The 25,603-nt window shown below is 36.5% G+C and carries 22 protein-coding genes and 5 pseudogenes; 17 read left to right on the top strand and 10 right to left on the bottom strand.

Annotated features, from left to right (window positions below; translation table 11 throughout):
- Window positions 1-75 precede the first annotated feature (75 nt).
- Window positions 76-471, top strand: a complete 396-nt coding sequence (locus CWATDRAFT_RS06560) for a hypothetical protein (RefSeq protein WP_007303072.1) — start codon at window positions 76-78, stop codon at window positions 469-471.
- A gap of 134 nt (window positions 472-605) precedes the next feature.
- A pseudogene (locus tag CWATDRAFT_RS39430) lies at window positions 606-707 on the top strand (Uma2 family endonuclease); the annotation flags it as partial.
- A gap of 22 nt (window positions 708-729) precedes the next feature.
- On the opposite strand, the gene CWATDRAFT_RS06555 reads toward CWATDRAFT_RS39430, so the two are convergent.
- Window positions 730-1,023, bottom strand: a complete 294-nt coding sequence (locus CWATDRAFT_RS06555) for a hypothetical protein (RefSeq protein WP_007304270.1) — start codon at window positions 1,021-1,023, stop codon at window positions 730-732.
- Between the two features lie 163 nt (window positions 1,024-1,186).
- Window positions 1,187-1,594 carry an ArsR/SmtB family transcription factor gene (locus CWATDRAFT_RS06550; protein WP_007304269.1) on the bottom strand — a complete coding sequence of 136 codons (408 nt, stop codon included), beginning with the start codon at window positions 1,592-1,594 and terminating at the stop codon, window positions 1,187-1,189.
- Window positions 1,595-1,766: 172 nt separating this feature from the next.
- Here CWATDRAFT_RS06550 and hetL point away from each other — a divergent pair, with 172 nt between their 5' ends.
- From hetL to rpoD, 4 genes are all read left to right on the top strand, one after another.
- Entirely contained in the window at window positions 1,767-2,480 is a 714-nt protein-coding gene (hetL, locus tag CWATDRAFT_RS06545; RefSeq protein WP_042711285.1) for a heterocyst differentiation pentapeptide repeat protein HetL, read from the top strand.
- Between the two features lie 121 nt (window positions 2,481-2,601).
- A complete protein-coding gene (locus CWATDRAFT_RS41310) occupies window positions 2,602-2,970 on the top strand; it encodes a DUF5684 domain-containing protein (protein ID WP_042711225.1) in 369 nt (122 codons plus the stop codon).
- A gap of 233 nt (window positions 2,971-3,203) precedes the next feature.
- Window positions 3,204-3,719: a DUF2752 domain-containing protein gene (locus tag CWATDRAFT_RS06530; RefSeq protein ID WP_007304267.1), complete on the top strand. Its 516-nt coding sequence runs from the start codon at window positions 3,204-3,206 to the stop codon at window positions 3,717-3,719.
- 537 nt (window positions 3,720-4,256) lie between these two features.
- Entirely contained in the window at window positions 4,257-5,540 is a 1,284-nt protein-coding gene (gene rpoD, locus CWATDRAFT_RS06525; RefSeq protein ID WP_268742207.1) for an RNA polymerase sigma factor RpoD, read from the top strand.
- A 66-nt stretch (window positions 5,541-5,606) separates the two neighbouring features.
- Here rpoD and CWATDRAFT_RS06520 read toward each other — a convergent pair.
- Window positions 5,607-5,813, bottom strand: a pseudogene (locus CWATDRAFT_RS06520) (DUF4079 domain-containing protein); the annotation flags it as partial.
- Window positions 5,814-6,037: 224 nt separating this feature from the next.
- Between CWATDRAFT_RS06520 and CWATDRAFT_RS42110 the strand changes: the two are divergent.
- The gene (locus tag CWATDRAFT_RS42110) at window positions 6,038-6,670 is read left to right on the top strand and encodes a group II intron maturase-specific domain-containing protein (protein WP_459538828.1); all 633 of its coding nucleotides are present in this window, start codon (window positions 6,038-6,040) and stop codon (window positions 6,668-6,670) included.
- Window positions 6,671-6,928: 258 nt separating this feature from the next.
- The gene (locus tag CWATDRAFT_RS06510) at window positions 6,929-7,444 is read left to right on the top strand and encodes a hypothetical protein (protein ID WP_007304263.1); all 516 of its coding nucleotides are present in this window, start codon (window positions 6,929-6,931) and stop codon (window positions 7,442-7,444) included.
- A 29-nt stretch (window positions 7,445-7,473) separates the two neighbouring features.
- On the opposite strand, the gene CWATDRAFT_RS33060 is transcribed toward CWATDRAFT_RS06510, so the two are convergent.
- Together CWATDRAFT_RS33060 and CWATDRAFT_RS06505 are read right to left on the bottom strand one after the other, a co-directional pair.
- A complete protein-coding gene (locus tag CWATDRAFT_RS33060) occupies window positions 7,474-7,623 on the bottom strand; it encodes a metallothionein (RefSeq protein WP_412093205.1) in 150 nt (49 codons plus the stop codon).
- 192 nt (window positions 7,624-7,815) lie between these two features.
- The gene (locus CWATDRAFT_RS06505) at window positions 7,816-8,865 is read right to left on the bottom strand and encodes a CobW family GTP-binding protein (RefSeq protein WP_007304262.1); all 1,050 of its coding nucleotides are present in this window, start codon (window positions 8,863-8,865) and stop codon (window positions 7,816-7,818) included.
- 156 nt (window positions 8,866-9,021) lie between these two features.
- Here CWATDRAFT_RS06505 and CWATDRAFT_RS06500 point away from each other — a divergent pair, with 156 nt between their 5' ends.
- The gene (locus CWATDRAFT_RS06500; RefSeq protein WP_007304261.1) at window positions 9,022-10,143 is read left to right on the top strand and encodes an NAD(P)/FAD-dependent oxidoreductase; all 1,122 of its coding nucleotides are present in this window, start codon (window positions 9,022-9,024) and stop codon (window positions 10,141-10,143) included.
- A 39-nt stretch (window positions 10,144-10,182) separates the two neighbouring features.
- On the opposite strand, the gene CWATDRAFT_RS06495 is transcribed toward CWATDRAFT_RS06500, so the two are convergent.
- On the bottom strand, window positions 10,183-10,773 hold the full coding sequence (locus CWATDRAFT_RS06495; RefSeq protein WP_007304260.1) for an HXXEE domain-containing protein: 591 nt from the start codon (window positions 10,771-10,773) through the stop codon (window positions 10,183-10,185).
- A 100-nt stretch (window positions 10,774-10,873) separates the two neighbouring features.
- Here CWATDRAFT_RS06495 and CWATDRAFT_RS06490 point away from each other — a divergent pair, with 100 nt between their 5' ends.
- Window positions 10,874-12,523, top strand: a complete 1,650-nt coding sequence (locus CWATDRAFT_RS06490; RefSeq protein WP_007304259.1) for a nucleoside recognition domain-containing protein — start codon at window positions 10,874-10,876, stop codon at window positions 12,521-12,523.
- Window positions 12,524-13,055: 532 nt separating this feature from the next.
- On the opposite strand, the pseudogene CWATDRAFT_RS38290 reads toward CWATDRAFT_RS06490, so the two are convergent.
- Window positions 13,056-14,494: pseudogene (locus CWATDRAFT_RS38290) on the bottom strand (NF041680 family putative transposase).
- 79 nt (window positions 14,495-14,573) lie between these two features.
- Between CWATDRAFT_RS38290 and CWATDRAFT_RS06480 the strand changes: the two are divergent.
- A pseudogene (locus CWATDRAFT_RS06480) lies at window positions 14,574-14,774 on the top strand (hypothetical protein); the annotation flags it as partial.
- A 126-nt stretch (window positions 14,775-14,900) separates the two neighbouring features.
- Window positions 14,901-16,526 (top strand): annotated as a pseudogene (locus CWATDRAFT_RS06475) (IS1634-like element ISCwa1 family transposase).
- A gap of 551 nt (window positions 16,527-17,077) precedes the next feature.
- Here CWATDRAFT_RS06475 and CWATDRAFT_RS06470 read toward each other — a convergent pair.
- Window positions 17,078-18,289, bottom strand: coding sequence for a M20 metallopeptidase family protein (locus CWATDRAFT_RS06470; protein ID WP_007304253.1), 1,212 nt, complete (start codon window positions 18,287-18,289; stop codon window positions 17,078-17,080).
- 43 nt (window positions 18,290-18,332) lie between these two features.
- On the bottom strand, window positions 18,333-20,081 hold the full coding sequence (menD, locus tag CWATDRAFT_RS06465) for a 2-succinyl-5-enolpyruvyl-6-hydroxy-3-cyclohexene-1-carboxylic-acid synthase (RefSeq protein ID WP_007304252.1): 1,749 nt from the start codon (window positions 20,079-20,081) through the stop codon (window positions 18,333-18,335).
- 235 nt (window positions 20,082-20,316) lie between these two features.
- Between menD and CWATDRAFT_RS06460 the strand changes: the two genes are divergently transcribed.
- Window positions 20,317-21,144: an FkbM family methyltransferase gene (locus tag CWATDRAFT_RS06460; protein WP_007304251.1), complete on the top strand. Its 828-nt coding sequence runs from the start codon at window positions 20,317-20,319 to the stop codon at window positions 21,142-21,144.
- A 163-nt stretch (window positions 21,145-21,307) separates the two neighbouring features.
- Window positions 21,308-21,952, top strand: a complete 645-nt coding sequence (locus CWATDRAFT_RS06455) for an FkbM family methyltransferase (protein ID WP_007309624.1) — start codon at window positions 21,308-21,310, stop codon at window positions 21,950-21,952.
- Window positions 21,953-21,963: 11 nt separating this feature from the next.
- Here CWATDRAFT_RS06455 and CWATDRAFT_RS06450 read toward each other — a convergent pair whose 3' ends face one another.
- The gene (locus tag CWATDRAFT_RS06450) at window positions 21,964-22,224 is read right to left on the bottom strand and encodes a TIGR02450 family Trp-rich protein (protein ID WP_007304249.1); all 261 of its coding nucleotides are present in this window, start codon (window positions 22,222-22,224) and stop codon (window positions 21,964-21,966) included.
- A gap of 106 nt (window positions 22,225-22,330) precedes the next feature.
- On the opposite strand from CWATDRAFT_RS06450, the gene CWATDRAFT_RS06445 reads away from it, so the two are divergent.
- From CWATDRAFT_RS06445 to CWATDRAFT_RS06435, 3 genes are all read left to right on the top strand, one after another.
- Entirely contained in the window at window positions 22,331-23,479 is a 1,149-nt protein-coding gene (locus CWATDRAFT_RS06445; protein ID WP_007304248.1) for a Na/Pi symporter, read from the top strand.
- A gap of 85 nt (window positions 23,480-23,564) precedes the next feature.
- Window positions 23,565-25,070, top strand: coding sequence for an LCP family protein (locus tag CWATDRAFT_RS06440; RefSeq protein ID WP_042711224.1), 1,506 nt, complete (start codon window positions 23,565-23,567; stop codon window positions 25,068-25,070).
- Window positions 25,054-25,572, top strand: coding sequence for a pentapeptide repeat-containing protein (locus CWATDRAFT_RS06435; RefSeq protein ID WP_007304246.1), 519 nt, complete (start codon window positions 25,054-25,056; stop codon window positions 25,570-25,572). Before CWATDRAFT_RS06440 ends, CWATDRAFT_RS06435 begins: the two co-directional genes overlap by 17 nt.
- Window positions 25,573-25,603: the final 31 nt, after the last annotated feature.

Genomic DNA, 25,603 nt, shown 5'->3' with positions numbered 1-25,603 from the left:
AAAATTTATTACCTTATAAATTAGCGGAATATATACGCTAACATCAAAAGAGGTTGTTTGTTACAGTTAAGGCTAATGTCATCACATTCCGAACTTAAGACCAGTCAAGATGTCCACCTGAGAGCCAAACAAATTAAGAGTCTAATTCGCTCTCTTAAACAGAAAATAAAGAAAATTGAACGGGAAGGGGAAGTAGCACCAGCTAATTGTCATATTATTCGTTATCAGGTTAATGGAAAGGGAACAATCTACTGGTATTATAAACTACAGGCTGCTGAATCAATTTTTCCTATGGCCACTAATAATGAGAAAAAAACCAAATATAAATATTTAGGACGAGCCGGAAGTTCTGCTCATATTGATGCTGTAGAAAAACTCACTAGAAGAAATCTCATTGATGAATTAGAACGAGTCATTCAATCTCTAACTGAAAGCTACTTAGATATCTATATTGGAACCGAAACTGAATGAAGCTATTTAATATTTAAAATCCCCTAAAAAGATGGAAAGAGAGTTTTTAAAATCACCTTAATTCTCTATTTTAGCTCTGGAGATATGTTTAGCGTAAAATTTACGCTAACAATTGTTTTTTATCCAAAGTCCAATATAGATTAGGGCGAGAAAAAGAAATATTAAATCATCCTCAAAACCTATCAGGAGAAGATGTTTTACCAGGGTTTATTTTAGATTTAAGTGAAATTTTTTGAGGGTAAATGATTTAAAGTTTATTTAACTTTTATCATCATTAGTAGTGATTAAAGATACAGCTTGTAAACCAATAATAGCAGTCATTAAAGTCCAAGTTCCAGTAGCAGTGACATTAATGCGATGAGATAATTCTCTAGATAATAAATAATTCATTTTTCTTTCACTTATTTTATCCTTATTTTTCATAATTTCCTGAGTAACATTATCTAAAAAATACCAATCTAAAAGAGTATAATAGGTAAATAAGACAAAAGATGGGATGGCAATAGTTAAAGCAGAAATTCCTAAGATTAATTTTATTTTATTTAGTTTCATCTGTTTTTATTTGAGTGTATTAATAATTAAACAAATAAGATAATATAAGGGTTTACAAAAGAAAAAAATATTCAATCATGGTCAAATATTCTCAGAATAAAATACTGTGCTAAAGTTTATTTGAGACTTAAGTGAAATCTGGTAACGTACAATTATTGAAAAACTAAAATAACTTTTTAAAGCTTTTTAGGGATTCTAATTGTTGATTTTGCTGTTCTAATTGTGTAGCGATAGAATTACAAACAAGATCACATAAAGAAAAAACTAAAGGATTAGCGATCGCATAAAAAACATTAACCCCTTCTTGAGTTCGAGTCACAATACCTGCTTGGGTTAATACTTTTAAATGTTTAGATACATTTGCTTGTCCCAACTCGGTAATTTCAATAATTTCAGAAACATTTTTTCCCCCATTTTTTAAAGAACAAATGATCTGTAAGCGACTCATTTCTGATAAGACTTTAAAAAAATCAGCAACCATGGCCAAAGCAGCAGGAGGTAAGCTACAAATCTCCTCGTTTTTTAAGAATGTCGCTTTTATGGGGTATTTCGAGGTGGTCATTTTTGCCATATTGTTATCTAGGTAACCAACTATGTGGACATATTATAGTTCTTAATTATACCTTAATTAATGCTATATTCTCATATTCCTAAATAGTTGTAAATTAAATGAAGTCAAAGGAACCTCTAGTTTCAACCCGATTAAGACTACAATCAAAAGAGAATAAACAGGTAAATAAATGATGGAATTAAAAGAATTATTGAATAAATATAATTTAGGAGCCAGAAAATTTCATAATATCGTTCTCAGAGAGGCAGATTTAACTGATATTAACCTTTCGGCTGTAGATTTTCAAGGAGCAGATTTACGACAATCTCGGCTGGGAAAAAGTATTTTTTGTCAAGCCAACTTTAAAAAAGTTAACTTAAGTGAGTCCATTCTCTGGGGTACTGACTTGAGAGATGCAGACTTATCTGAGGCCATCTTAAGAGATGGGGATCTAAGTGGGGCAAAACTGGTTGACGCTAACCTAACGGATGCTTATTTGAGCAAAGCTAGTTTGTGTGGGGCCAACTTAACAGGGGCAGTATTATTGCGGGCTATTTTATATGAAGTAGATTTGCGCCCGACTTCTGAGAGAAGAACCAATTTAGGACAGGCAAATTTAAGCCAAGCAGACTTATGTTATGCCAGTTTAAGTTCAGCCTTATTGTATCAAACAAATTTATCAGGGGCAAGATTATGCAGGGCAAAATTAACACCTGATCCCTATCGATCCCCCTTTCCCACTGATTTAACAAAAGCCAATTTGCAAGGTGCTGATTTGAGTTATGCTGACCTTAGTAATGCGATTTTAGTTAATAGTAATTTAAGGGATGCAGATTTAACAGGAACGATTTTAACTAATGCTGATTTACGGGGGGCAATTATGCCTAATGGCCATATTCACGGTTAATCTATTTGAATCTTTAGAGAAGATAAATTTTACAGAATATAACCATGAATTACATTTACTATGTGGGGGTTACAAAGATTAATTAGAGATTTAAAAGAATGTTACCCTTAATTTTAGCGCAATCTTCATTTTAGCGCAATCTTCATCGGGTTCCGATGGCTCTTCTGCATTAGCAAATATAATTTCTATTATTATCTATTTCGCAGGGGCTTTTTTCTGTTTTAAGATTTATGAAAAATGTGGGGTTGAGAACCCGTGGTTTGCTTTTATTCCTATTTTGGGAACCTATGCAAATTTTCAAGCAGGAGATGAAGAAAATCCACTCTTGTGGACAATATTAGCTTGTATCCCTTGCGTGAATATTGCTGCAATTATTAAATTAATTATTGCTTGGGTAAATATTTGCAAAAAGATAAATAAATCCCCTTGGTTATTACTACTAATGCCTTGCTTTAGTGTTTTAATACTGGGATATTTCGCTTATGGTTAATTACTATAGTTAGGTTATTTATGATAAAATTGAAATACAGAAAGATCATTTTTTTGATTCTTATTGCTGTCTTAGCAGGGGGATCAATGGCTGCTTATTCTCAATCGGAAGTTAACTTTCTCAGAAAAACTATTCAGTTAGTTTTTTTTCAACAGTTCATGACACTGGTTATTTATTTAACTTGTTTTGGTCAAGATTTATTTAGTCGTCGGCACTAAAATTTTTTCTAGAAAATGCTCTTTAAAAAACCAACAAAATTTAAGCATTTATCGGCTCAAGAAAGAACAGCAAAAATCATTCAATTATTAATTTTGTTAATTCCAATTTTAGTAAGCTATGTAATTAATTTTGGGCTAAAAATCCCCTTACCAGGATGTCCATTATTGTCTTATTTAGGGATACCTTGTCCTGGTTGGGGACTAACCCGATCGTTTCAGGCGATCGCGAGAGTAAATATCTCAAAAGCTATCAATTTTCACTTATTTGGACCTGTTCTTTTTATTATATTTTTAACTTTAGTGTTCCATCTCATACAAGAAATCATTAGAAATAAAGATTTATCAAATACTTATATAAAAATAATTAAAAATTCAAACTATCAGATTCTTTTTTTGTTAGTTTTATTTAGTTATCATGGAACCAGACTACAAAGCTTAGGTCAAACAGGAGAATTAGGTCAATCTTTCCTTAACTCTCCTATTATACAGTGGATTTCAACCGCTAACTGGTCAGTGTTAATGGACAATTGAATTTGTATGAGACTAAAAGCGGTGAGCGACAAGGTCTGAGATGCTCAAGGAGTCATCAAACTTTGATATTTAATTGCTGTTTGTTAGGTTTAAAGAGATCGATAGCTCAAAAACTTTGCTAACGTATGAGTAAAAGGACTAAATTGCACTCTCTCTAAAAAACAAAAGTACCACTTTTGCTTAATCAACCAAACTGATCATTACCTAATGTTTGGGGGAAAATCGGCCTAGAATAGTAGAAGGTTTAAACGGTAAGTTAAACTGTTCGACCCTGCATTTAGGCTAACTTGAGTCAAGATTCACACAATCTTGATGATATTAAAGCAAAAACTCTCCCCGATTTTTAGTAATCGAGGCTACAATCGGATAGGTATTTAATTTTCTTGAGTGAGGATTGTGAGGTTTTGGTGACAATGGAGTGAACAAGCACCCATAGTCAGATATACCTCTAATCTCGCACTACCGAGGAAAATTAACTCTATCCCAAAAACAGTTGGCGAAGACTTACCCAACTAACTCAACTGATAATTGACAATCATTTCTAATTTTGCATCGAAGGAGCAAGAGGAAAACGGCATGACGCAGGCTAACGACCTATTAACCCTTACTGAATCTCAGATAGAAGTATCGTTCTTTATAGACGAAGATTTGGAGACACCTAGCAATGATATTGTTGAACCAGAAACCAAGAAAACGCGAAAGATAAGTGCTTCTCGTCGTCGGGATCCCAGTAAGAAAAAACCTTACACCGAGGATTCGATACGGGTTTATTTGCAAGAAATAGGTCGCATTCGACTTTTAAGAGCAGAAGAAGAAATCGAACTGGCTCGAAAAATTGCTGATTTACTGCAACTAGAGCGTATCAGAGAAGCATTATGGGAAGAACTCGATCAAGAACCCAACGACGATCAATGGGGCCACAGAATTTTTCAATGGGAAAATATTGAGCAAAGGCTTTGCTCTCAAAAAAATAAAGAACCAAAATGGTCTGATATAGTTGCTGAACTGAACAAGGCAGAAATCATCTCAGACTTAGAAAAAACTTGGAAACAACAGTCCAAGGCTTATCTGCCGAAGTTTAAGCGTCGCTTATATCTCGGACGCAGAGCCAAGGATAAAATGGTTCACTCTAATCTCCGTTTGGTGGTTTCCATCGCCAAAAAATACATGAATCGTGGTTTATCTTTCCAAGATTTGATTCAAGAAGGTTCTTTAGGTTTGATTCGTGCGGCGGAAAAATTTGACCATGAAAAGGGGTATAAGTTCTCTACTTATGCCACTTGGTGGATTCGTCAAGCCATTACCAGAGCGATCGCCGATCAATCTCGCACCATTCGCCTTCCGGTTCATCTTTACGAAACTATTTCCCGTATCAAGAAAACGACAAAACTCCTCTCCCAAGAAATGCGTCGCAAACCCACTGAGGAAGAAATTGCAACTCGCATGGAAATGACCATTGAGAAGTTACGTTTCATCGCTAAATCAGCACAACTACCCATATCCCTAGAAACCCCCATCGGGAAGGAAGAAGACTCCCGTTTGGGGGATTTTATTGAAGCGGATGGTGAAACCCCAGAAGATGAAGTTTCTAAGAACCTGCTACGGGAAGATTTAGAGAATGTTCTCGATACCTTAAGTCCTCGGGAAAGAGATGTTTTGCGGTTACGTTATGGGTTGGATGATGGACGGATGAAAACCCTAGAGGAAATCGGCCAGATTTTCAACGTTACCCGTGAGCGCATTCGTCAAATCGAAGCCAAAGCGTTACGGAAGTTACGTCATCCCAACCGCAATAGTATTCTCAAAGAATATATCCGCTAGGGAGACACCGGGGACTGGGGTGGGTTCACAATTATTAATTGTTAATTGTTAACCCTACACCCCGTCTCATCTTCCTAATTTATATTTGCCAATTTCCAGTAAATCTCTAGCTCCTGTGATACCCTGTCCCATAAATAATAAAAGGGCAAAACAATTAAGGATAATATGAGCATTTCTCCAACGGTTTGACTTATCTTTATAAATGTCCTTCACAATAGCTAAGGAAAAAATCATTAATAAAGCAGCAGTTATTCCATAATAGTAATGGGATAGTGCGATTCGTTGAGCTAGAAAGCTGACATCCAAGTACATTACAAGGATACAGCGTGTAGCTCGTTCAAGAGCCTTTTAAAAGGTAATCCAAAGGTTAAATGACCAATCACCCTCCGAAGAGAAAACAAAGCCTAGAGCGCATTCTTTAAAAGGGGTAAATACGAAGGTCGAATGGGTAAAACAACACCCAACAAAGCAATAACTAATAAAGTTTACATAACTTAATTAGTTATTACCGAACAATACTAGCTCACCACGAGGCTTTAAAAGAGGTCATTAAAGACAATAAAAAAGCCCCACAAGCAGCATTAATCGCAAGATTAAATCCCATAATACTAGGATGGTGTAACTACTATCGAACGGTCGCAAGTAAGGAAACATTTGCATCCGAAAACAACGTACTATGGAATATGCTAAGAGCTTGGACAGTTAACAGGAAAAAGAAAAAAACACCATTGTATGAAGCCCTTAGAAAATATTTCTCATACGGAAAGTACGGAAAATGGACGTTTCAAACAGAAGAAGCAGTCCTCTACTATCATGCCGAAACGGAAATAAAGAGACATCAATTGGTTAAACCTGACGCATCACCTTATGACGGAAACTGGACTTACTGGAGTAAAAGACGGGGAACATATACCGGGACACCAGCTAGAGTATCAAGACTCTTAAAGAAACAAAAAGGTATATGCCCTCAATGTAAGCAACACTTCACACCTGAAGACTTGATAGAAGTTGACCACATTATCCCTAAATCGAAAGGTGGTTTGGATACATACAACAATCTTCAAGCTCTACATCGTCACTGTCATGAGGCCAAAAGCAAAAATGACTACCTCTATGATTGGCACTTATAATGGCTATGAATGGAAAGACGATGTATTAACAGTACCCTAGACAAGGGACTAATTGCCGAGAGCCGTGTGAGGTGAAAGTCTCACGCACGGTTCGGACTGGGAGTCGTGGTAGGTGACTACCACTTCGACCCCTAATTCATCGCAGCAAACCCCAATAGCGAAAAGGTAATTAAACGAATTCAAAACCCTTTACCTGGAGAATTACAACCCCAAGTATGTGTAGGTTGGTGGGAAGAACAATGCTTTGCTTTACACGCTGTGGGTTCAACAACAGAACCCACAGAATTAATCGATCGCTTTGGGATGGAAACCGTAAAACTTCTTTGGGATTCTGTATCCCGTGAAACGGTACAATGGTTACGCAACCGTCATTTTGGCTTCCTTCAATTAGATTGTTTGTTAATTCACGGCAGCAGTGTTGGTGTTAGCGATGAGTTAACCCCTGAAACCCCACCCTGGCAAATGCTCGACCGTTTACAAAGAGTAGAGGCCAATTCTCTTTTTTGTGGTCGTTCCGGCCAAGTATTTGAATATGTACTACAAGGCGGTTCGGTAAATAGTTCGGTGATGACTTTAGATAGTCAGCAACCCATGCAAACTATGACTGCACCCAAAAGAAGGGTTGTAGGGGTAGGAAATGTGGGCAGAGAACCCGGAAAGGCTACTTATACCCTTTATAGTCCCAATAGCGGTCTCGCCGAAGGCGAGGCACTGCGTGACCGCTTGGAGTTCAAAACTGTTTACTATGGCGAGAAAAAGGGTTTTGCCAATTAAATCTTAGAAAAACCCTCAATTTAATCGAATTAGGCTTGACAGTTGCATCCATCATGGGAGCAACCTGGACAATTCGGCTGTCCATTCGCACAAGCATCACAGCAGTAATATTGTCCATTGTTTGCCACAGCATCACTGATATTCACAATACACAGGCAAGAAGGGCAAGCGCACTTCATTTGAGTCATGGTAGCTGTACTCATGGTTTACCTTCCTTCATTCATTTATTCAAACCAATATTAGAATGTTATCACAAATGATCACAACATTCAAGTGAACGTTAGAATGTTTGTCAAAAAGAAAATCGGCGAGTCACCGATCTGAGAGGGAATAGTACGCTAGTTTGCCTTCCCATCTTGTATTGGAGAATTTTAAGGTTGTACGGACAAACAATGCTCGATCTGTTGATATAGTGTATCCTCATCCAAATTTTGTCCAATGAAAACCAATTGATTTTTGGGAGTCCCTTTCCATTGATCCTCTTCTAAACTAAACCGCTTACCACTGAGATGAAAAATGTGGCGATTGTCAGTGTCATCGAACCACAAAATACCTTTAGCTCGAAAAACATTTTTTGGGAGTTGTTTATCTAGAAAATATTGAAATTTTCGGATAGAAAAAGGTTTATCGCTTTCAAAAGAAATAGAGGTGAAACCATCATTTTCTAAATGATGGGAATGGTGATCATGGTGATGATCGTGGTCATGATCATGATGATCGTGGTCGTGATCATGGTGATTTTCAACTTCTTGATGCTCAAAATATTTATCAGATTCAAATAATCCCACACTCAGAATTAAAGGCAAGGAAACTTGAGATTTCTTAGTCCGCAAAATTCTAGCAGACTCTCTAATATCTCTAATTCTCTTTTCTAAAGAATCAACCTCACCTTCATCTACTAAATCAGTCTTATTTAAAACAATAATATCTCCATAAGTAATCTGGCTCAATGCTGCTTCAGAGTTGAATAAATCAAGGCTAAAATTAGCACAATCTACCATAGAAACGATAGAATCTAGACGAGTCATCTCCCTTAATTCTGTTCCCAAAAACGTTAAAGCAACTGGGAGCGGATCTGCTAAACCTGTGGTTTCAACAATCAGATAATCTACCTTCTCAGGACGATCTAAAATTTTGTGAACCGCTTCGACTAAATCTTCATTAATTGTGCAACAGACGCAGCCATTGTTGAGTTCCACTATATTATCTTCAGTGCCAATAATTAACTCATTATCAATGCCAATTTCTCCAAACTCATTCACTAAAACTGCTGTTTTTATTCCTTCTTGATTGGTTAGAATATGGTTAAGAAGTGTTGTTTTTCCACTTCCCAGAAACCCGGTAATAACTGTTACAGGTAAGCCCTGTTTGGTTGCATTCATTGTGTCATTATTTCCTGACTTTTTGTCCACTATTTGCATAATTGTTCCTGTAGTCAACTTATGGATTAAGAAAGCAATCAACAGGTAGATTCATTCTATCGGTTGATATACATTCTGTTTGTATATTAACTCATTAAAGGCTAAAATGATAATGGTTATCATTCTTTGAAAAAAGTATCTCGAGGTTGTCTGCTGATGAATACCAAGAATCCCCAATTTGATGTGATCATTGTCGGCGCTGGGGCTGCTGGAATCGGTTGTGGGGTAGTCTTAAAAGATTTAGGAATTGAAAACTTTGCTATTTTAGAACGGCATGAAGTGGGAGCTTCTTTTAGTCGTTGGCCAGAAGAAATGCGATTCATAACGCCATCGTTTCCCAGTCATGGTTTTGGACTCCTTGATCTCAATTCAGTAGTTTTAAACACTTCTCCCGCCCTCACGTTTAGAAAGGAACATCTTTCGGGGAAAGATTATGCCTTATATTTGGAGACTGTCGTCGAGTATTTTCAACTTCCCATAAAAACCGAGACGAATGTAGAAAAAATTGAAGCTTTACCTCAATGTAAGGGGTTTGTTATTCAAACCAATAGAGGTGAGTTTCGATCGCAGTTTCTAATTTGGGCAGCAGGAGAATTCCAATATCCTCATTTAAACCCCTTTCCAGGTGCAGATTTATGTATTCATAATTCTCAAGTACGTTCTTGGTCCGATCTTGATGGAGATGAATTTGTGGTTATCGGGGGCTATGAAAGCGGTGTAGATGCAGCCTCAAACCTAGCAGCATTAGGGAAAAAAGTCAAGTTATTAGACCGCAACAGTAGCTGGTCAAACTTAGATCCAGACCCCAGTATTTCCTTGTCTCCCTATAGCTTAATGCGTCTAGAAATAGCTTATTCTATGGGTCGAGTGGAACTAATTGGCGACAAGCAGATCGAAGAAGTTAAGGCTGTGAAAAATGGATATGTGGTAGAGAGTGAGTATGAAAAGTGGTTTACTTCTACAGCACCGATTCTCTGTACAGGTTTTGATACCAGTTTAAAACAGATTGCTCCTATGTTTGATTGGTCAAACGGCTATGCCTCATTGACTCAAGAAGATGAGTCTACCGTAACTCCAGGATTATTTGTCGTAGGGCCTTCGGTACGTCACGGGGAGTTGATTTTTTGCTTTATTTACAAATTTCGGCAACGATTTGCTGTGGTAGTTAATGCGATCGCCCAACGTCTGGACATCGACACTACTCCCTTGGAAGTTTATCGTAAAGAAGGTTTGTTTTTAGATGACCTTTCTTGCTGCGATAACGATTGTGTTTGTTGAACAAAATCGTTATCGCAGTCCCAATCTATAATAATGGGTTCAAGTAACTCCAAATAGGTGATCTGCTAGCCAGGCACTAAAAGTTAGAATCTCATGAAAAAATGCTGGTTCTTTCTGGCTTTCAAGGATTGTACCCAGCAGATACAGTATTGCCAGGACGAACAATGTTCCCAAGAAGATTGGATTGACAAGTCGGTTGCGGCCAGCGTGCCAGGAAACCAGTAAAACTGATGGGATATTAAGTATTGCACAGGAAAGAAAGGCCGGTGCATAGCCTTCAAAGGTGAATTGCCAATATACGTGCTGCAAAGAGTTTGAAAAGGGAATCATCACGGAAAAGGGAATCATCACGAAAAAGGGGAAAACCATGAGTCCAGTTGCACGAACAGTAGGCAGAAGACAGGCAATTCCAGTCCACAGGAATCCGATCAAAGTTATAAACACCAACCAAGTGCGCAATGCTAAATCTGAAATCACAGTCGCATTCGAGAAATGATCCAACCGCCAGGGCATTATGTTCCACTCTTCCATCTCGTGGAAAGTAAATGCCACAGGCACAATCCAAATAATTTTACGAAAGGGGAGTGAGGCGAATTGACCAACAAGTGTGTGATAAATTTTCTGTGTCATAACTCCTTATATCAAGAATAGTAAAAATCATTATTACCCAAGTATTGATTGTAAGGATTTTTTCCATCTAATCACCATGATATAGTGTTTACATTGAAGAATGAATATTTTTACGCCATCAAAAATAGAGCAGGATTGTGTTGTTGTCATTGGCAAAGAAAATACAGGCAAGTCCCAACTAATTGCCTCTCTAACGGGCAAATCTGCATATAGTGACAATTTTCGTGGCTCTACAATAGCTTGCGAAACTTATCAATCTGAAGCCTATACTTTTATTGATACCCCTGGAATTCTTTATCGTTCCGACACCGTAACAACTAGGCAAGCTTTGAGACAGTTGCAAGAAAATGACACCGTGTTATTAGTAGTCAAGGCAACTGACGTAGATCAAGATTTAGCAGACTTATTACCCTTGGTAGCAGATAAACGGGGTATTGTGGTGATTACTTTTTGGGATAAGCTATTCTCGACTACCCACAATCAAAAAGTGGTCCGTGAGTGGAGCAAAACCTCTAACCTTAGCATTTTAACTGTAGATGCTCGCTACCTGACAGCACAACAGCAAAACTTTATTGTAGAGGCTCTACGACAATCTCATACTTTTCCCATAGAATGGATTCCTCAAAGGGCCGGTTGGCACATTCAACCCCAACCGACGCTGCTAGAACATCGGAACCTGGGCTGGTTAGTAGCGATCGCCTTATTACTCATTCCTGCCATAATTGCTGTTTGGGGGGCTAACTCCTTTGCAACTATAGTAGACCCGGTAATGCAAGGGGTGATCGCTTCAATTATTGAACCTTTATCACAACTCCCGATCTGGTTAAGAGAAATATTGATAGGGCAGTATGGACTGGTAACTATGGGGCCGTTACTGTTTATTTGGGCAATGCCAACAGTAGTTCTTTATGCTTTATTTTTGGGTGCATATAAAGCTAGTGGTTTGGTCGAACGGATTACGATTACTCTTGATCCTTTACTGCGTAAGTTCGGGTTATCGGGAAGAGATTTAGTAAGGGTAATTATGGGGTTTGGCTGTAATGTTCCTGCGGTAATTAACACTCGTAGCTGTTCTAGTTGTTCTAGAGGAACTTGTATTTCAGCGATCGCTTTTGGTTCGGCTTGTTCCTATCAGTTTGGTGCAACTTTAGGGGTGTTTAGTGCTGCTAATTTAACTTATTTAGTAGTTCCTTACTTACTTTACCTAACGGCAACTACTTTAATATATACTCGCATCATTTCTTCTTCCACAGCAAAGTCGACTCAAAATGCCCTGGTAATTGAAGGAAGAGCATTTTTAGAATTTCCCCGTTGGTCGGTTATTTGGCGCGAAGCTAAGTCAACTATTCAGCAATTTTTGTTCAATGCGATTCCCATTTTTGTAATTATTACGATTATTGCTTCTCTATTGAATTGGTTGGGAGTGATTGCAACTTTAGCTAATATTATCAATCCTTTAATGGGATGGTTTAATCTACCTCCTGAAGCTTCATTGCCTATTGTTTTAGCTTCCATTCGTAAAGACGGATTATTGCTGTTTGCGGAACCAGAAACCTTGGCTATGTTGACCCCATTACAAGTTTTGACTGGGGTTTATTTAGCAGGAGTGTTGTTGCCTTGTTTAGTTACTCTGTTAACCATTATGCAGGAAAAATCTTCTCGATTTGCCTTATTATTGTTAGGTAAACAGGCGATCGCAGCGATTATTTTCTCTTTATTTCTTGCTTGGGGTGGATTATTAATTAGTTAAAGATGTTTATCTTGTAGGGGTGAACGGCCGTTCACCCCTACGGATATATAGCAGTCAGTAATGATTCATGATCTCCTAAAGATCCCCCCTTTAGTTTACGTAGTCAGTCAATAGGTTCAGATGACAACTTACCCAGTAGAAAACGTAAATAACTTTAAAGTCTAATTATAATCACCCAACTTTAGGAAATAGAAAAGAAGTTTATATTTAGGATTATTATTGACTCAAAAAGAGAAAAAATGGCTAGTTTCAGAAATCAATAATATTTTAGACTAAAGGGAATTGTTTTTACTATGATAATGATTATCAAAATTGAAAAATTGAGTCAATAGGAATCCCCTATTTAGTGACAGAAATTCAGTATAACAAGTAGAACAAGGTTTTAATTCCTTGCTCTCAAATTCTTGGACTTTGGACAAAAAAAGTTTGTCAGCGTATATTTTACGCTAAACTAAAATCCCAAAATATCGGCTCTGTATCAGTCAATAAAATTGGCTGACAAATAGGGCTAATCTATAGATTCTGAGGAAAACTAAGGAGCTTTTAAGTTTTCAGTTGATTTTTTGCTCCCTTTCTTGATAACATCATGACGAGTTCGTGGGGCTTTTTTGTAACCTTTAATACGTCCGGAAGAAAAACCTCGACGTTTGGGAAATTTGGCGAAAGTCCCCAAGGTCGTAATTATTCTTGAAAAGTCTCTTTGAACTAGACTAGGGGTGATTTTGATGGATTTATTAGTCTTCAAATACTGTTCCCAATCACGGGGTAAAACCACAGCTAATTTTCTGGCAGCCCACAAATTTACATAAGAAAGAAGTGTTAGTTTAAACCAATTTTCTTCATGATGTACATCGGGAGTTAAATAAGATGTCATCAATAATCTTTGTTTACCAAATCGAAAAAGATGTTCCATGTCATAACGTTGTCGATAACACTGATAACAATCAACTAAACTTAACTCATCGCGCCGAGAACCAATAACAATAAGCCACATAGGTTTCCAAATACTATTTCTTTCTTGATCTCTGACAACAATCTGGAGTAAAGTAAAGGGGTGATTGTTCATTTTATAGTTTTTAGTTCCTCTCATTAACATCTATTTCCATCCCGAAATAGTCACTGTTAATTGACGACCTTTTTTCGTTGTAAAGGGAACATGATGAACTTCATCAGGTTCAGTCCAAGTTTGGTCATCTTTAAGGTCAAATTTATCCCCATACCAACGGGGATGTCCCGAAGTTTTGGCTTGATTTGGGTCCCGAATAAATTGACGATAAAAAACTCGGTCACTTCTAACTCTTGTAATAGTAACTACGTCTTCATGCTTAACTTGTTCCCCGATAAAATCCTTTTGGCTGTAGTCACTATCAGCCACTAAGACAGATAATTTATCAGAAAATAAAGAACTTTGCCAGATTTTTTTTAGTTGTTGATTGCCTTGATTTACTCCTTTATGTTTAGAGGGGACTCGCTCTCCTGATAAGGGGACAGCCCAAGGGACTTTTTCTGTGTCTATTTGGTCAGGTAAAGCGCAGACAACGGAATAACAATGTCCAATATTAATGGGTTTATTTCCCTTAATTGGATTGGGGTAATGAATAAAGGTTTTATCCGCTAACGTTTCGGCAAACGGTCGTGGACAGGGAGTTGTGTCAATACCAAATAAGTTATAATGTTTTGAAGTGGGAGGAATTGTTCTCGATACCGCTGAAAATAAAGTCTCAATTCTCTGTTCATAATTAGGGTCAGTTTGAGTGGGTAAAACTCTTGAATTCCTCTATATAAACTGTTATAATCTCTTCTAAATAAAGGATTGAGAGACAATTCAACGACTGAGTGAGCTTGTTGGTTACTGGAGAGGGCATCGAGTAATTCTATAATAGTTTCTTTTCTAGCTTTTAGTCCTTGGAAGAGGTTAGACCTCCACACCAGGAATTCCTCGACAGACGTAGCCGTTTCATTTTTGGTCATTTTTAAAATTTATTACCTTATAAATTAGCGTAATATATACGCTAACATCAAAAAAGGTTGTTTGTTACAGTTAAGGCTAATGTCATCACATTCCGAACTTAAGACCAGTCAAGATGTCCACCTGAGAGCCAAACAAATTAAGAGTCTAATTCGCTCTCTTAAACAGAAAATAAAGAAAATTGAACGGGAAGGGAAAGTAGCACCAGCTAATTGTCATATTATTCGTTATCAGGTTAACGGAAAGGGAACAATCTACTGGCATTATAACCCAGATTCCGCACTTCAAAAAGTAGCATTAAATACTACAAGCCTGGGGTTAATAATTAAGTATAATTGCTTAAGCTCTTGAAGACAAAAAAGTGGGATAATTGCTTAAGTTGTTTCCTCTGTAAAAAAAGAGCGAAAAATGTCTTATTTAGAAGAAATACAAGTTAAAAATTTAGACCATTTAGGGATAGTAGCTGGTTTAATTGATGAAATAGGAATAGTCAAAATAATTAATAATAAATTAGGAATAGATGTTAGAGAAAAAATCTCAGCAGGTACAGTAGTTAAGTCTATTTTAATCAATGGACTAGGATTTGTTTCAAGACCTCTATATTTATTCAGTCAGTTTTTTCAAGATAAAGCCATTGAGAAATTGTTAGGAGAAAGAATTAAACCTGATTACCTTAATGATGATAAAATTGGGAGAGTAATGGATGAATTATATAAATATGGACTAAATGATATTTTTATTGAAGTAATTTTAGAAGTAATTAAAAAAATAAAAATAGACCTTAAATAATCCCATTTAGATTCCACATCATTTCATTTAGATGGAGAATATAAAAGGGAAGAAGATAAAGAGAAACAGGAAGAAGAAAAAATTATTAAAGAAAGACCAATTTTTATTAAGAAAGGATATTCTCGGGATCATAGACCAGACTTAAAACAATGTGTCTTGGATTTAATAACAAGCCAAGATGGAGATATTCCATTATTTGTGAGAGTAGGAGATGGAAATGAATCTGATAAATCTGTATTTGGAAAAGTTTTAGTAGAATTCAAAAAGCAAATAAAGTTTGATAGTATCATGGTTTGTGATAGTGCTTTATATGGTCAAGAAAATCTCCAACTAATCCAACATTTAAAATGGATAACGAGAGTTCCAATGACCATAAAAAAAGCAAAAGAATTAGTGCAAAATATAGAGGTGGAAGAAGTAAAAGATGAAGATAAAGAAAAAAGAAGTGACCTAAATTTAGAAAGTTATACCTGGAAAGAAGAAATTGTTACTTATGGTGGAATCAAGCAAACTTGGTTAATAGTCTTGAGTGAAAAAAGACAGAAAAGTGATTTGGAAAAACTAGAAAAACAACTTTCCCAAGAAGAGAAGAAATCCCAAAAATTTCTTAAAGAAATACAATCTGAAGAATTTGAACATCCTCAAGCTGCTCGATATAAATTAAAAGCTATTAATAAAAAATTGAGATTGTTGGAAATAAAAGAAGTTGAACTGATTGAAACTTACTCGAAAAAAAAGGAAAAGATTTATAAAATGATTAGTCTGATCATCAAAAAAGGTGAAGAGATAAGTAGAAAGACTAAAGAAGCAGGAAAATTTATTTTAGCAACTAACTTAGTAGAGGAAAATAAATTAGAAGCTAGTGAAATTCTGATAACTTATAAAAACCAGCAATCTACGGAAAGAGGATTTCGATTTTTGAAAGATCCCTTATTTTTTACTGATAGTTTCTTCGTTGAAAAACCAGAAAGAATAGAAACAATGTTATTTTTAATGTCTTTGTGTTTGTTGATTTATAACTTGGGGCAAAGAGAATTAAGAAATTGTTTAAAAAGAGTCAAAAAAGGAATAAATAATCAAGTAGGGAAAGTAACATTGCGTCCGACTTTGAGGTGGATATTTCAATGTTTTCAAGGTATTCATTATGTGATTTTAAACGGAGTTAAACAAATTGTCAATTTAACAGAAGAAAGGCGTTTTATATTGAGTTTATTACCTGCATCTTGTCAAAGATATTATCTATAAATTGAATTGGATAAAGCAAAAATAATAAAAGAATAAGAGTCTAATGATATCAAATGAGAAGAGGAAAATCTCCTTCGTTTGTGCTGAGTCTTGCTAAGTTTTCAATGAGTATAAATCTTCTTAATTTGATTATTTTTCCTAAAAATTTAATGAAAAGAGAAATATTCTTGCCCAGGTATGATTTTCGGACTTTTTAAAACTATGTATTTTTTTATACTACATTTTGAAGTGCGGAATCTGGGTTAAAAAAATATGTCTCAAATCAAAACTATAGCAATCAGGAATGATTCATGAGAACTTCGAGATACCCCCTTCAGTTCCCCCCTTAATAAGGGGGGTTAGGGGGGATCATAATTCACTTAATTCTCACAACTGATAACTGATTGCTATATTAAGAATACTAGAGGAAATTCTGAATATTTCAAAACTGTTATAATTTTTGAGGATATACCATTTGATCAACTTTTCTGGCTTATCCAAGTAATATGAGTTCCCTTTCTGGCTCCCCTCCTGGGAGGGGTGGGGGTGGGTAGGGATAGGGCAGGAACTAATTAAACACAAAATTTTTCTACACAACGGACAAACATCTCTACCCCTAACGGCAAAACAGTTTCATCAAAATCAAAGCGAGGATGATGGTGGGGATAATTTAAGCCTTTTTCAGCATTAGCCGAACCCAGAAAAAAGTAACATCCTGGCACTTCTTCTAAAAAGAAAGACATATCTTCTCCTCCCATTGTTTGACATTCAGGGGCAATACCTATAGGGGTTTCTATCACTTCTAAAGCCACGGATTTAACTAAATCAGCCATGTTTTCATCATTAATCACAGGAGGATATAATCGCCAATAATCTAACTCATAGTCGGCTCCGTACCCTTGACAAATACCTTTAACAATATCTTCTATTCTTTGAGCAAAATAACCCTCAAACTCAGGATTAAAATAACGTACTGTGCCACTCATTCTAGCCGTATCAGCAATAACATTTAAAGCCGTTCCTGCGTGTAACTCTCCCACAGTTACTACCCCAGAATCAATAGGATTAATGTTACGAGAAACAATAGACTGTAAGGCATTAATAATCTGTGCGCTAACCACCACAGAATCAACGGTTTGATGAGGCATAGCTCCATGGCCGCCTTTCCCAAAAATGTTGAGACGAAAACACTCAACGGCAGCCATTAATGGACCACTACGAACCCCTATAGTTCCCAGAGGTAGATTATTCCACAAATGTAGCCCGATAATGCTATCTACATCAGGATTTTTTAATACTCCTGCTTCTATCATCGGTTTAGCACCCCCTGGACTTTCTTCTGCCGGCTGAAAAATAATTTTCACGGTTCCTTTGAAGTTTCGACGATGTTTCCACAAATAATAAGCAGTCCCTAATGCGATCGTTGTGTGGCCATCGTGTCCACAAGCGTGCATGGTCCCTTCGTGGAGGGAACGGTAAGGAACCTCGTTTTCCTCATAGATAGGCAAAGCGTCTATATCAGCACGAATAGCTAAGACAGGCCCAGGATGAAAACTTTCAATGGTGGCCACAATTCCCGTTTTAGCGATACCTGTTTCATGGGGAATGCCAATTTTTGTGAGGGTTTGATGGATAAAATCGGCGGTAATTTCTTCTTGAAAGCCCAATTCTGGACGCTGATGTAGATAACGCCTCCATTCTACTAATTGAGCCTGAAGGGTACGAATTTCTAGACGAATCTGTGAGAAATGAACTGAATTTGTTTGAGGAAAGGTAGAAATCATGTTAATCGTGGAACAAGCTTTTAGCTTGTGACAGGCACAATGCCTAATTTTTTGATAATTTTGCTAGATTATTTTGTAGCCAAAGGGCATCTCTTTTTCGGTCGGTTTTTAATTCTAACACACGGATTCCTGTTGATGGCAAGGGACTTAATAATTGTTCTAGTTGTGTCCAATTTTTGATTAAAATATGTTCAACATTATAAGTTGTACACAATTGAGAAAAATCGACATTTTGGGGAGTCGCAAAATATTCTTCAAAAAAAGAATCTTCTTGAGCAATTGGTAATATTTCAAAGATTCCACCCCCATTATTATTAATTAAAATTATGGTTAAATGACCTTGAAAGTGTTTATTAATTAACCAACCATTTGTATCGTGTAAAAGAGCTAAATCTCCTGTCAATAGTACACTACTTTTGCCTTGATAAGCTATTCCTAAAGCAGTAGATAATGTTCCTTCAATTCCGTTTGCTCCTCGATTAAAATAAGGCATTAATTGACGTTCATTCGGCATCCAGAAAAATTCAGCATAACGCACGGGCATACTATTAGCGATAAAGATAGGGGTTTTTTCTGGTAGTTTTTTAGAAAGAATAAAAGATATTTTTGCTTCTAGTAATTCCTCCTCACTTTCAAAGTAGGCTATTATTTTTTGATTAATTATATCATTGTCTGTTTTCCATCTAACTAGATAAGAAATATCTAGTTTTTCAGCTAGTTTATCTGGCTCATACTCCATATCTAAATCATGAATATTAGCCCTAATATAATGAGTATTATTATGAAGAGGATTAAGATTATCAGGACGATTATCAATCACAAAATATTCTACTTTACTATCCTCTACCCATCCTCTTAATTGCTTACTGGTGGGAAATTCTCCAATTTGAATAACTACATCAGGACGCAATTCATCGGCTAGTTTATCATTACGAAGCAGAATATCATAAGTATTGATTAAATTAGGTAAATCTTGAGCATAATTTCTTAAAGGACATAATGCCTCTGCTAAAATTGGATATTTCAAGAGTTTGGATAAAGAAAAAATTTGCTTGCAGTATAAATCAGGATTATTTGTATTAAAGACACCAGCAATAATAATTCCTTTGGATTGAGAAAGCCAATATTCTAAGTAATTAGATAAATCATATTTAACTAATATTTTTTTATCTCCTTGATAAATATTTGTAAAAAAAACATCAAAATTTATTGTAGAAGATAAAGTATTAATCTCAGGAGTAACAATAGGGGCTAAAGGTTCACGAAACGGGCAGTTTAGATGAACAACCCCCCGATAAGGGACTAAGGTATGATCCCAAGCAGTAATAATAGTTTGTCTGAGATAAGACAACATTTTTATGTCTAGAGAAGGTAAAGATAATTCTGTGTACCAACGGCAATAATTACTGTACAATTTAACTTGATCAATAGTTTGTCCTGCATGACAGTTTCTTAATTCTGGAGGGCGATCGCCCGTAAAAATTAATAAAGGAACTTGACTTTCTTTCGCTTCAATAACTGCCGGATAAAAATTTGCTCCTGCTGTACCCGAAGTACAAATTAAAGCAGTAGGAAGATGGGTACGTTTGGCTATTCCTAAAGCAAAAAAAGCAGCCGATCGCTCATCTAAAATGGGGATAGTTTCAATATGAGGATGACGAGCAAAAGCAAGGGTTAAAGGAGTTGAACGAGATCCCGGACAAATAACTGCCGTGGTTAGTCCTAAACGAGATAAAGTCTCTACAATAACAGAAGACCATAAAGTATTAATATTACGAAAATCAAGCTGCATCCTTTATTAACCGGGTAATTATTTGTCTGAGAGTAAAAATAGCACCATAGCGTTTACTACACAAGACTTAGAAGATTATCTTGATTATAAAGTTGATGTAGCAACAGTTAAAGGTTTAACAAAATGTTGGCAGAAGTCCCTATCTATAAATTATTAAAAAAATATCTATATTTTAGATGGGGATGAATCCCAACCGATAAACTAAATGGCGTAGTCTCAACAAAAAACTTAGTTTATGAATGTTGAAACCTGTTGTCAAGATTTACTAGAACAAATTATCCTAGAGATCGATAAAAAGAAAACAGGAATGTGTATAGATGTTGGTGTAGGAACTTTTGCCTTCTATTGTGAGGTATTTGCTCGTTGTGGATTTGAGACTGTTGCTGTAGAACCTCTCCCTAACGATAAATTACTTAAGATATGCCAGACTCATGACATTAACTTAATTGAATCTTGTCTTTCCGATACTAACGATATCCAAAACTTGTATATGGGCAAATTTGCTGGGTTTTTAAACCGTAATTTTAGCTCCTTAGACCCGAACTGGTTTGGATCTTCAAAGAATGCAAAACCAGTTCCATCCATCACCTTAGCTAATTTGTTAGATCAGCTTGCAGTCCCAGAAATCACCTGTCTTAAACTAGATATTGAAGGCTGGGAATCTGTGGTTATTAAACAGTTGACCGAATTACCAGAATCCTCATTGCCAAAGGTCATTATGTTTGAGTATGGAGGTGGAGGGAATAGACAGAGTAACCAAGCTGGATGGTCATCCCAGTTCCTCAATGCAACCAAGGATTGTCTATCTATCCTAAAGAATTGTGGTTATGACTTTAGTATTATCATTGATTTTGCCCCGAATGCAAAAGAGCTAATCTTTGACTTACAAGCATCCGATCTCAATCTTGATAGGATTTTTCAGTCAAATGCCATTTATGGGAATATTATTTCCTGTCGTAATTTTCACCCGAAAGAAGTTGACATGAGTAAAATATGCGCTTCCTACTACGATGGTTTTATTAGTCGATTGATCAAACCACTTGTCCTAAAAGTATCTAGTTAGATATCTAGTCAAAATACTCATGATAGAAAAAATAATGAGTCGATATTCCTCAGAAAATATAACTCGGTTATTATTCTTCCCCATTTTATTTTTCTTAACCCTGGTCAAGATCGTTAATAGGGTGGTTCGCTCTTTAATTGGACTACCTATAAATAATACTCTAATGCTCGATCTTGAGCATCTTTGTCATAAACACTCTTTAGAAACCCGTGGTGTCATTCATATTGGCGCACATGAAGGTCAAGAAATTGACTTATATCAAAAGATGGGGTTTCAAAATATTTTGTTTATTGAAGCAAACCCCGTTGTTTTTGAAAGATTAAAAGAAACTATCAAGGATTTTTCTAATGCTATAGCCGTCAATTGTGCAATCAATAACTTTAATGGAGAAACAGTTTTATATGTGACTTCATTCGATCAAAGTAGTTCTCTCTTACCGTTGAAAAAAGTCAAACAAATTTACCCATTTATTGTAGAGTCCCGTCAAATAAAAATTCAGTCCAAGACACTTGATCAGCTACTTAATGAACAAAATCTTGAGCCATCTGATTTTAATATGATTAATATTGATATTCAAGGTGCCGAACTTCTGGCTTTTCAAGGTGCAATCAATACGTTAAAATATATTGAAGCAATTAATACGGAAGTCAATTATCAAGAACTGTATGAAGGCTGTGCAATAATTGAGCAAATTGATGAATTTTTGAACAATAAAGGCTTTCAGCGTGTGGCAACAGTAACCCCATTTCACCCATCTTGGGGAGATGCTTTTTATGTCAAGGAAAAACAAGAAAATAAACAAAATTAAAATAACTCTATTTAAAGAATATCTAATCCTTCTTCTGGTTCGTTCATTTCTTCCAAGGTTTGCCATCCAGGTTGCCATAAAGAACGATCTTTAAATTGTTTTGCATTGATCCAAAAACGTACATTTTCATCACAAGAAGCTACCATTTCAGCAAAGACAAACTTACCTTGATTTTTGCGGTTAACTACTTGAAAATGTCGCCATCCCCATGTTTTTTGTTTTGCTGTCCATTTTGAACCCAATAGGTGAGGAAATTTTTGTTTTTTGGCCATTTTCTTAGTACCTCAAAAATCATTTTTCATCTAAACCCCATCGTCAACGACGGGGTCTTATAATTAAAGATATTCCTTAATTAAATAACACCACTCTAATTATATCATGATTCAACCCATTAATGACAAAATAACAGGTAAAAATAATAATTTTCTCAAGTGGTTAGGGGTTATTATCTTAGTTTATTTCCTTATTGTTGCTGTTACTTTAATTAGTTCAGGTTTTAAACTAAGTGTGGGGGAAAGAGCGGAAGAATTATTTACTTTTGCTACTAATCCTTTTGCTGGTTTAATTGTAGGAATTATGGCAACTGCTTTAATTCAATCATCGAGTACAGTTACATCTATTATAGTGGGTTTAGTAGCTGGGGGACTCCCTGTAAGCATTGCTGTTCCTATGGTTATGGGTTCAAATCTTGGTACAACTATTACAAATACTATTGTTAGTTTAGGTCATATTGGTAACAAAGAAGAGTTTAGAAAGGCTTTTGCTGCTGCTACTATTCATGACTTTTTTAATCTTCTCGCTGTCCTGATTTTTTTACCCTTAGAAATAACCACACATTTTCTAGAAAAAACAGCTTTGTTTTTGGCTCAATTTTTGAAAGGAACGGAAACCCCTGATTTAACCGGATTTAATTTTGTTGAATTTATTACTGTTCCCGTGCTTAAATTGATGAAACAAGTAACAGTAAATTTACCACAACCCTTTGATGGTATTGCTTTAATTACAATCGGAATAGTTCTGATTTTTGTTTCTATTTTATACATAGGTAAGATCCTCAAAAGTTTGCTAATCAATCAAGCAAAAGGAATCTTGAACACTGCTATGGGTAAAAATGCAGTTTTCAGCATTCTTTTAGGAACAATGGTAACTATGTTAGTGCAATCTTCTTCTACTACTACCAGTTTAATGGTTCCCTTAGCAGGAGTTGGTTTATTGAGTTTAGAAAAAATCTATCCCTTTATCTTAGGTGCGAATATTGGTACTTGTATTACAGCATTATTAGCAGCAACTGCTGTTAAGGAAAATGCGATCGCTGCTTTAGAAATAGCCCTAGTTCATTTCTTATATAATTGCTCTGGTGTTATTCTTATTTATGGAATTCCTTTCTTAAGAAAAATACCCATTGTCGGGGCTAAAACTTTAGCCCATGTTGCCAGTGAAAAAACCTATCTAGCTTTAGTTTATCTAATAATTGTTTTCTTTGTATTACCGATATTAATCTTAAATATTAGTTTTAATAACCCCTAACTGGTAACTGGTAACTGAACAAACAGGGAACATCTTAACATAAAGAGACTTCTAAACAAGAGTAAGGTGGTGTGTTGAGGTGAATATGGCCAGTAGTGTCAACAGAGTGTCTAAGACTTCTGGTTTTAGACAAAAACAGGGGCATTCTAAGTATAAATTTCCCAAACCCCGTAGTAGAAAGGCAACCCAGAGTAATGCCCAGAAACAAAGTAAAACTAAGGGATTTAATCCTCTTTTTAGGGGGTTATTATGGGGGATGATCTTTGGTGGTACTGCTGTTTGTTCAGCCACCTTAGGGGCAACTATGACCTTATTTAGCCCCCTTTCAGACAAGATTCTACCCCTAACCCAAAAGATAACCAACCCTTGGACAGATACCACTGAAACCCAACAGGAGGAGAAAAGCGAACCCGTCGCTGATAATACACTGTTACAATATAATTTATCTCGTCCCATCAATCTTCTGGTATTAGGGGTGGATAGGGTGCTAGATGCTCCTCCAGGAAGTTTAGAAGGGTTTGGAGGCCGCAGTGATACCATTTTAATTTTGCGCTTCGATCCTGCGGATAAGTCCGTTAAGATGCTTTCGATACCCAGAGATAGTCGGGTTAATATTCCAGGGGTTGGTTACAGGAAGATTAATGATGCGAATGTTCATGGTGGTGCCAGTTTAGCTGCTAGAACCCTGAGCAAAACCTTGAATGATGTACCCGTCGATCGCTATATTCGAGTTACTACCGATGCGTTTACCGAATTAGTGGATCTAGTGGGAGGGATAGAGGTGTTTGTCCCCTATCACATGGAATATGAAGACAAAACCCAAAACCTGAAAATTGACTTACCAGCAGGGAGACAAATTTTGAATGGGGAACAGGCCGAACATTTTGCCCGTTTCCGTAAAGATGCTTATGGAGACATTGGCCGAGTACAAAGACAACAAATACTGCTCAAGTCCCTACGTCAACGTCTAACTAGCCCAACTATTATACCCCGTATTCCTCAAGCGATGGGGTTAGTAGAAAAACATATCGATACTAACCTCACTTGGGAAGAAATGCTGGCCTTAGTGAATTTTGGGAGACAAATAGAGCGAGATAAAGTACAAATGGTGATGTTACCCGGTCGCTTTAGCCAAGAAGAAGAATTTGATAACCGTAGTTATTGGGTTATGTCAAGAAGGGGAAAGGATCAAGTTATGGAACAATATTTCGGGGTGACTCCCCAATGGCAGTCTGCTCCTCGTCGTTCCCCTAACCGTGTTAGAATTGCTCTACAGAATGCTACGGATGATCCTGGCCTACTCAACCAAGTTCGGGAATACTTAGCAGAACAAAACATCCGTAATGTATATACCATCAAAGACTCACCCCAATTATTGCGAGACACAGAAATTGTAGTGCAGAAAGGGGACTTTGAAGCAGCTAATTTCTTGCAAACAACTTTAGGAATGGGTAGAGTAGAAGCATCTTCTACAGGAGACTTAGACTCTCAATTAACTCTTCGCATTGGTTTAGATGCTAAAGATATGATCTTGGGAGATAGTTTCCTGAAGAAACCTTCAACTGTAGTCGGTGATGATGAAACTAATTAAAGCCTTGTTTTTTCGCTTTTTAACTTTAATTGCTCTAGTTTTAGTGGCCACAATTTGGATTTTACTAGATGCTCGTCCTGTTATTGCTCAAGATAACACGGTCAACTACACCTATGGAGAATTGCAGCAGCAAGACTTCTCCCATAAGGACTTAGAAAAGGGTGTATTCGCCGCCGCAGATATGCGAGAAGCCAATTTTGAGGGGTCAAACCTTTCCTATGCCATTTTTACGGAAGCAACACTGTTAAAAGCGAATTTAAAGGGGGCTAATTTGACTTCATCTTTACTCGATCGCGTGACCTTAGATTTTGCGGATCTCACTGACGCTATTTTAATAGATGCTATCGCCACTCGTACCCGTTTTTATGATGCTGTGATCACGGGGGCCGACTTTACAGATGCAGTGATCGATCGCTATCAAGTCTCTTTAATGTGCGAACGAGCAGAAGGGGTTAACCCGGTTACAGGGGTTTCTACTAGAGATAGTTTAGGATGTCGGTAACGAAGTCTAACCATTAAGTAGCAAAAATTAG

Origin of the sequence: Crocosphaera watsonii WH 8501 (assembly GCF_000167195.1) — a bacterium.
Lineage (GTDB): Bacteria > Cyanobacteriota > Cyanobacteriia > Cyanobacteriales > Microcystaceae > Crocosphaera > Crocosphaera watsonii.
This window is presented reverse-complemented; position numbering and strand designations above follow the sequence as displayed.

Excerpts from the sequence above, each read along its gene's own strand:
- CWATDRAFT_RS06560 (WP_007303072.1), top strand. The coding sequence starts at position 76 with ATGTCATCACATTCCGAACTTAAGACCAGTCAAGATGTCCACCTGAGA.
- CWATDRAFT_RS06555 (WP_007304270.1), bottom strand. The coding sequence starts at position 1,023 with ATGAAACTAAATAAAATAAAATTAATCTTAGGAATTTCTGCTTTAACT.
- CWATDRAFT_RS06550 (WP_007304269.1), bottom strand. The coding sequence starts at position 1,594 with ATGGCAAAAATGACCACCTCGAAATACCCCATAAAAGCGACATTCTTA.
- hetL (WP_042711285.1), top strand. The coding sequence starts at position 1,767 with ATGGAATTAAAAGAATTATTGAATAAATATAATTTAGGAGCCAGAAAA.
- CWATDRAFT_RS06530 (WP_007304267.1), top strand. The coding sequence starts at position 3,204 with ATGCTCTTTAAAAAACCAACAAAATTTAAGCATTTATCGGCTCAAGAA.
- CWATDRAFT_RS33060 (WP_412093205.1), bottom strand. The coding sequence starts at position 7,623 with ATGAAGTGCGCTTGCCCTTCTTGCCTGTGTATTGTGAATATCAGTGAT.
- CWATDRAFT_RS06505 (WP_007304262.1), bottom strand. The coding sequence starts at position 8,865 with ATGCAAATAGTGGACAAAAAGTCAGGAAATAATGACACAATGAATGCA.
- CWATDRAFT_RS06500 (WP_007304261.1), top strand. The coding sequence starts at position 9,022 with ATGAATACCAAGAATCCCCAATTTGATGTGATCATTGTCGGCGCTGGG.
- CWATDRAFT_RS06495 (WP_007304260.1), bottom strand. The coding sequence starts at position 10,773 with ATGACACAGAAAATTTATCACACACTTGTTGGTCAATTCGCCTCACTC.
- CWATDRAFT_RS06490 (WP_007304259.1), top strand. The coding sequence starts at position 10,874 with ATGAATATTTTTACGCCATCAAAAATAGAGCAGGATTGTGTTGTTGTC.
- CWATDRAFT_RS06470 (WP_007304253.1), bottom strand. The coding sequence starts at position 18,289 with ATGATTTCTACCTTTCCTCAAACAAATTCAGTTCATTTCTCACAGATT.
- menD (WP_007304252.1), bottom strand. The coding sequence starts at position 20,081 with ATGCAGCTTGATTTTCGTAATATTAATACTTTATGGTCTTCTGTTATT.
- CWATDRAFT_RS06460 (WP_007304251.1), top strand. The coding sequence starts at position 20,317 with ATGAATGTTGAAACCTGTTGTCAAGATTTACTAGAACAAATTATCCTA.
- CWATDRAFT_RS06455 (WP_007309624.1), top strand. The coding sequence starts at position 21,308 with ATGCTCGATCTTGAGCATCTTTGTCATAAACACTCTTTAGAAACCCGT.
- CWATDRAFT_RS06450 (WP_007304249.1), bottom strand. The coding sequence starts at position 22,224 with ATGGCCAAAAAACAAAAATTTCCTCACCTATTGGGTTCAAAATGGACA.
- CWATDRAFT_RS06445 (WP_007304248.1), top strand. The coding sequence starts at position 22,331 with ATGATTCAACCCATTAATGACAAAATAACAGGTAAAAATAATAATTTT.
- CWATDRAFT_RS06440 (WP_042711224.1), top strand. The coding sequence starts at position 23,565 with ATGGCCAGTAGTGTCAACAGAGTGTCTAAGACTTCTGGTTTTAGACAA.
- CWATDRAFT_RS06435 (WP_007304246.1), top strand. The coding sequence starts at position 25,054 with ATGATGAAACTAATTAAAGCCTTGTTTTTTCGCTTTTTAACTTTAATT.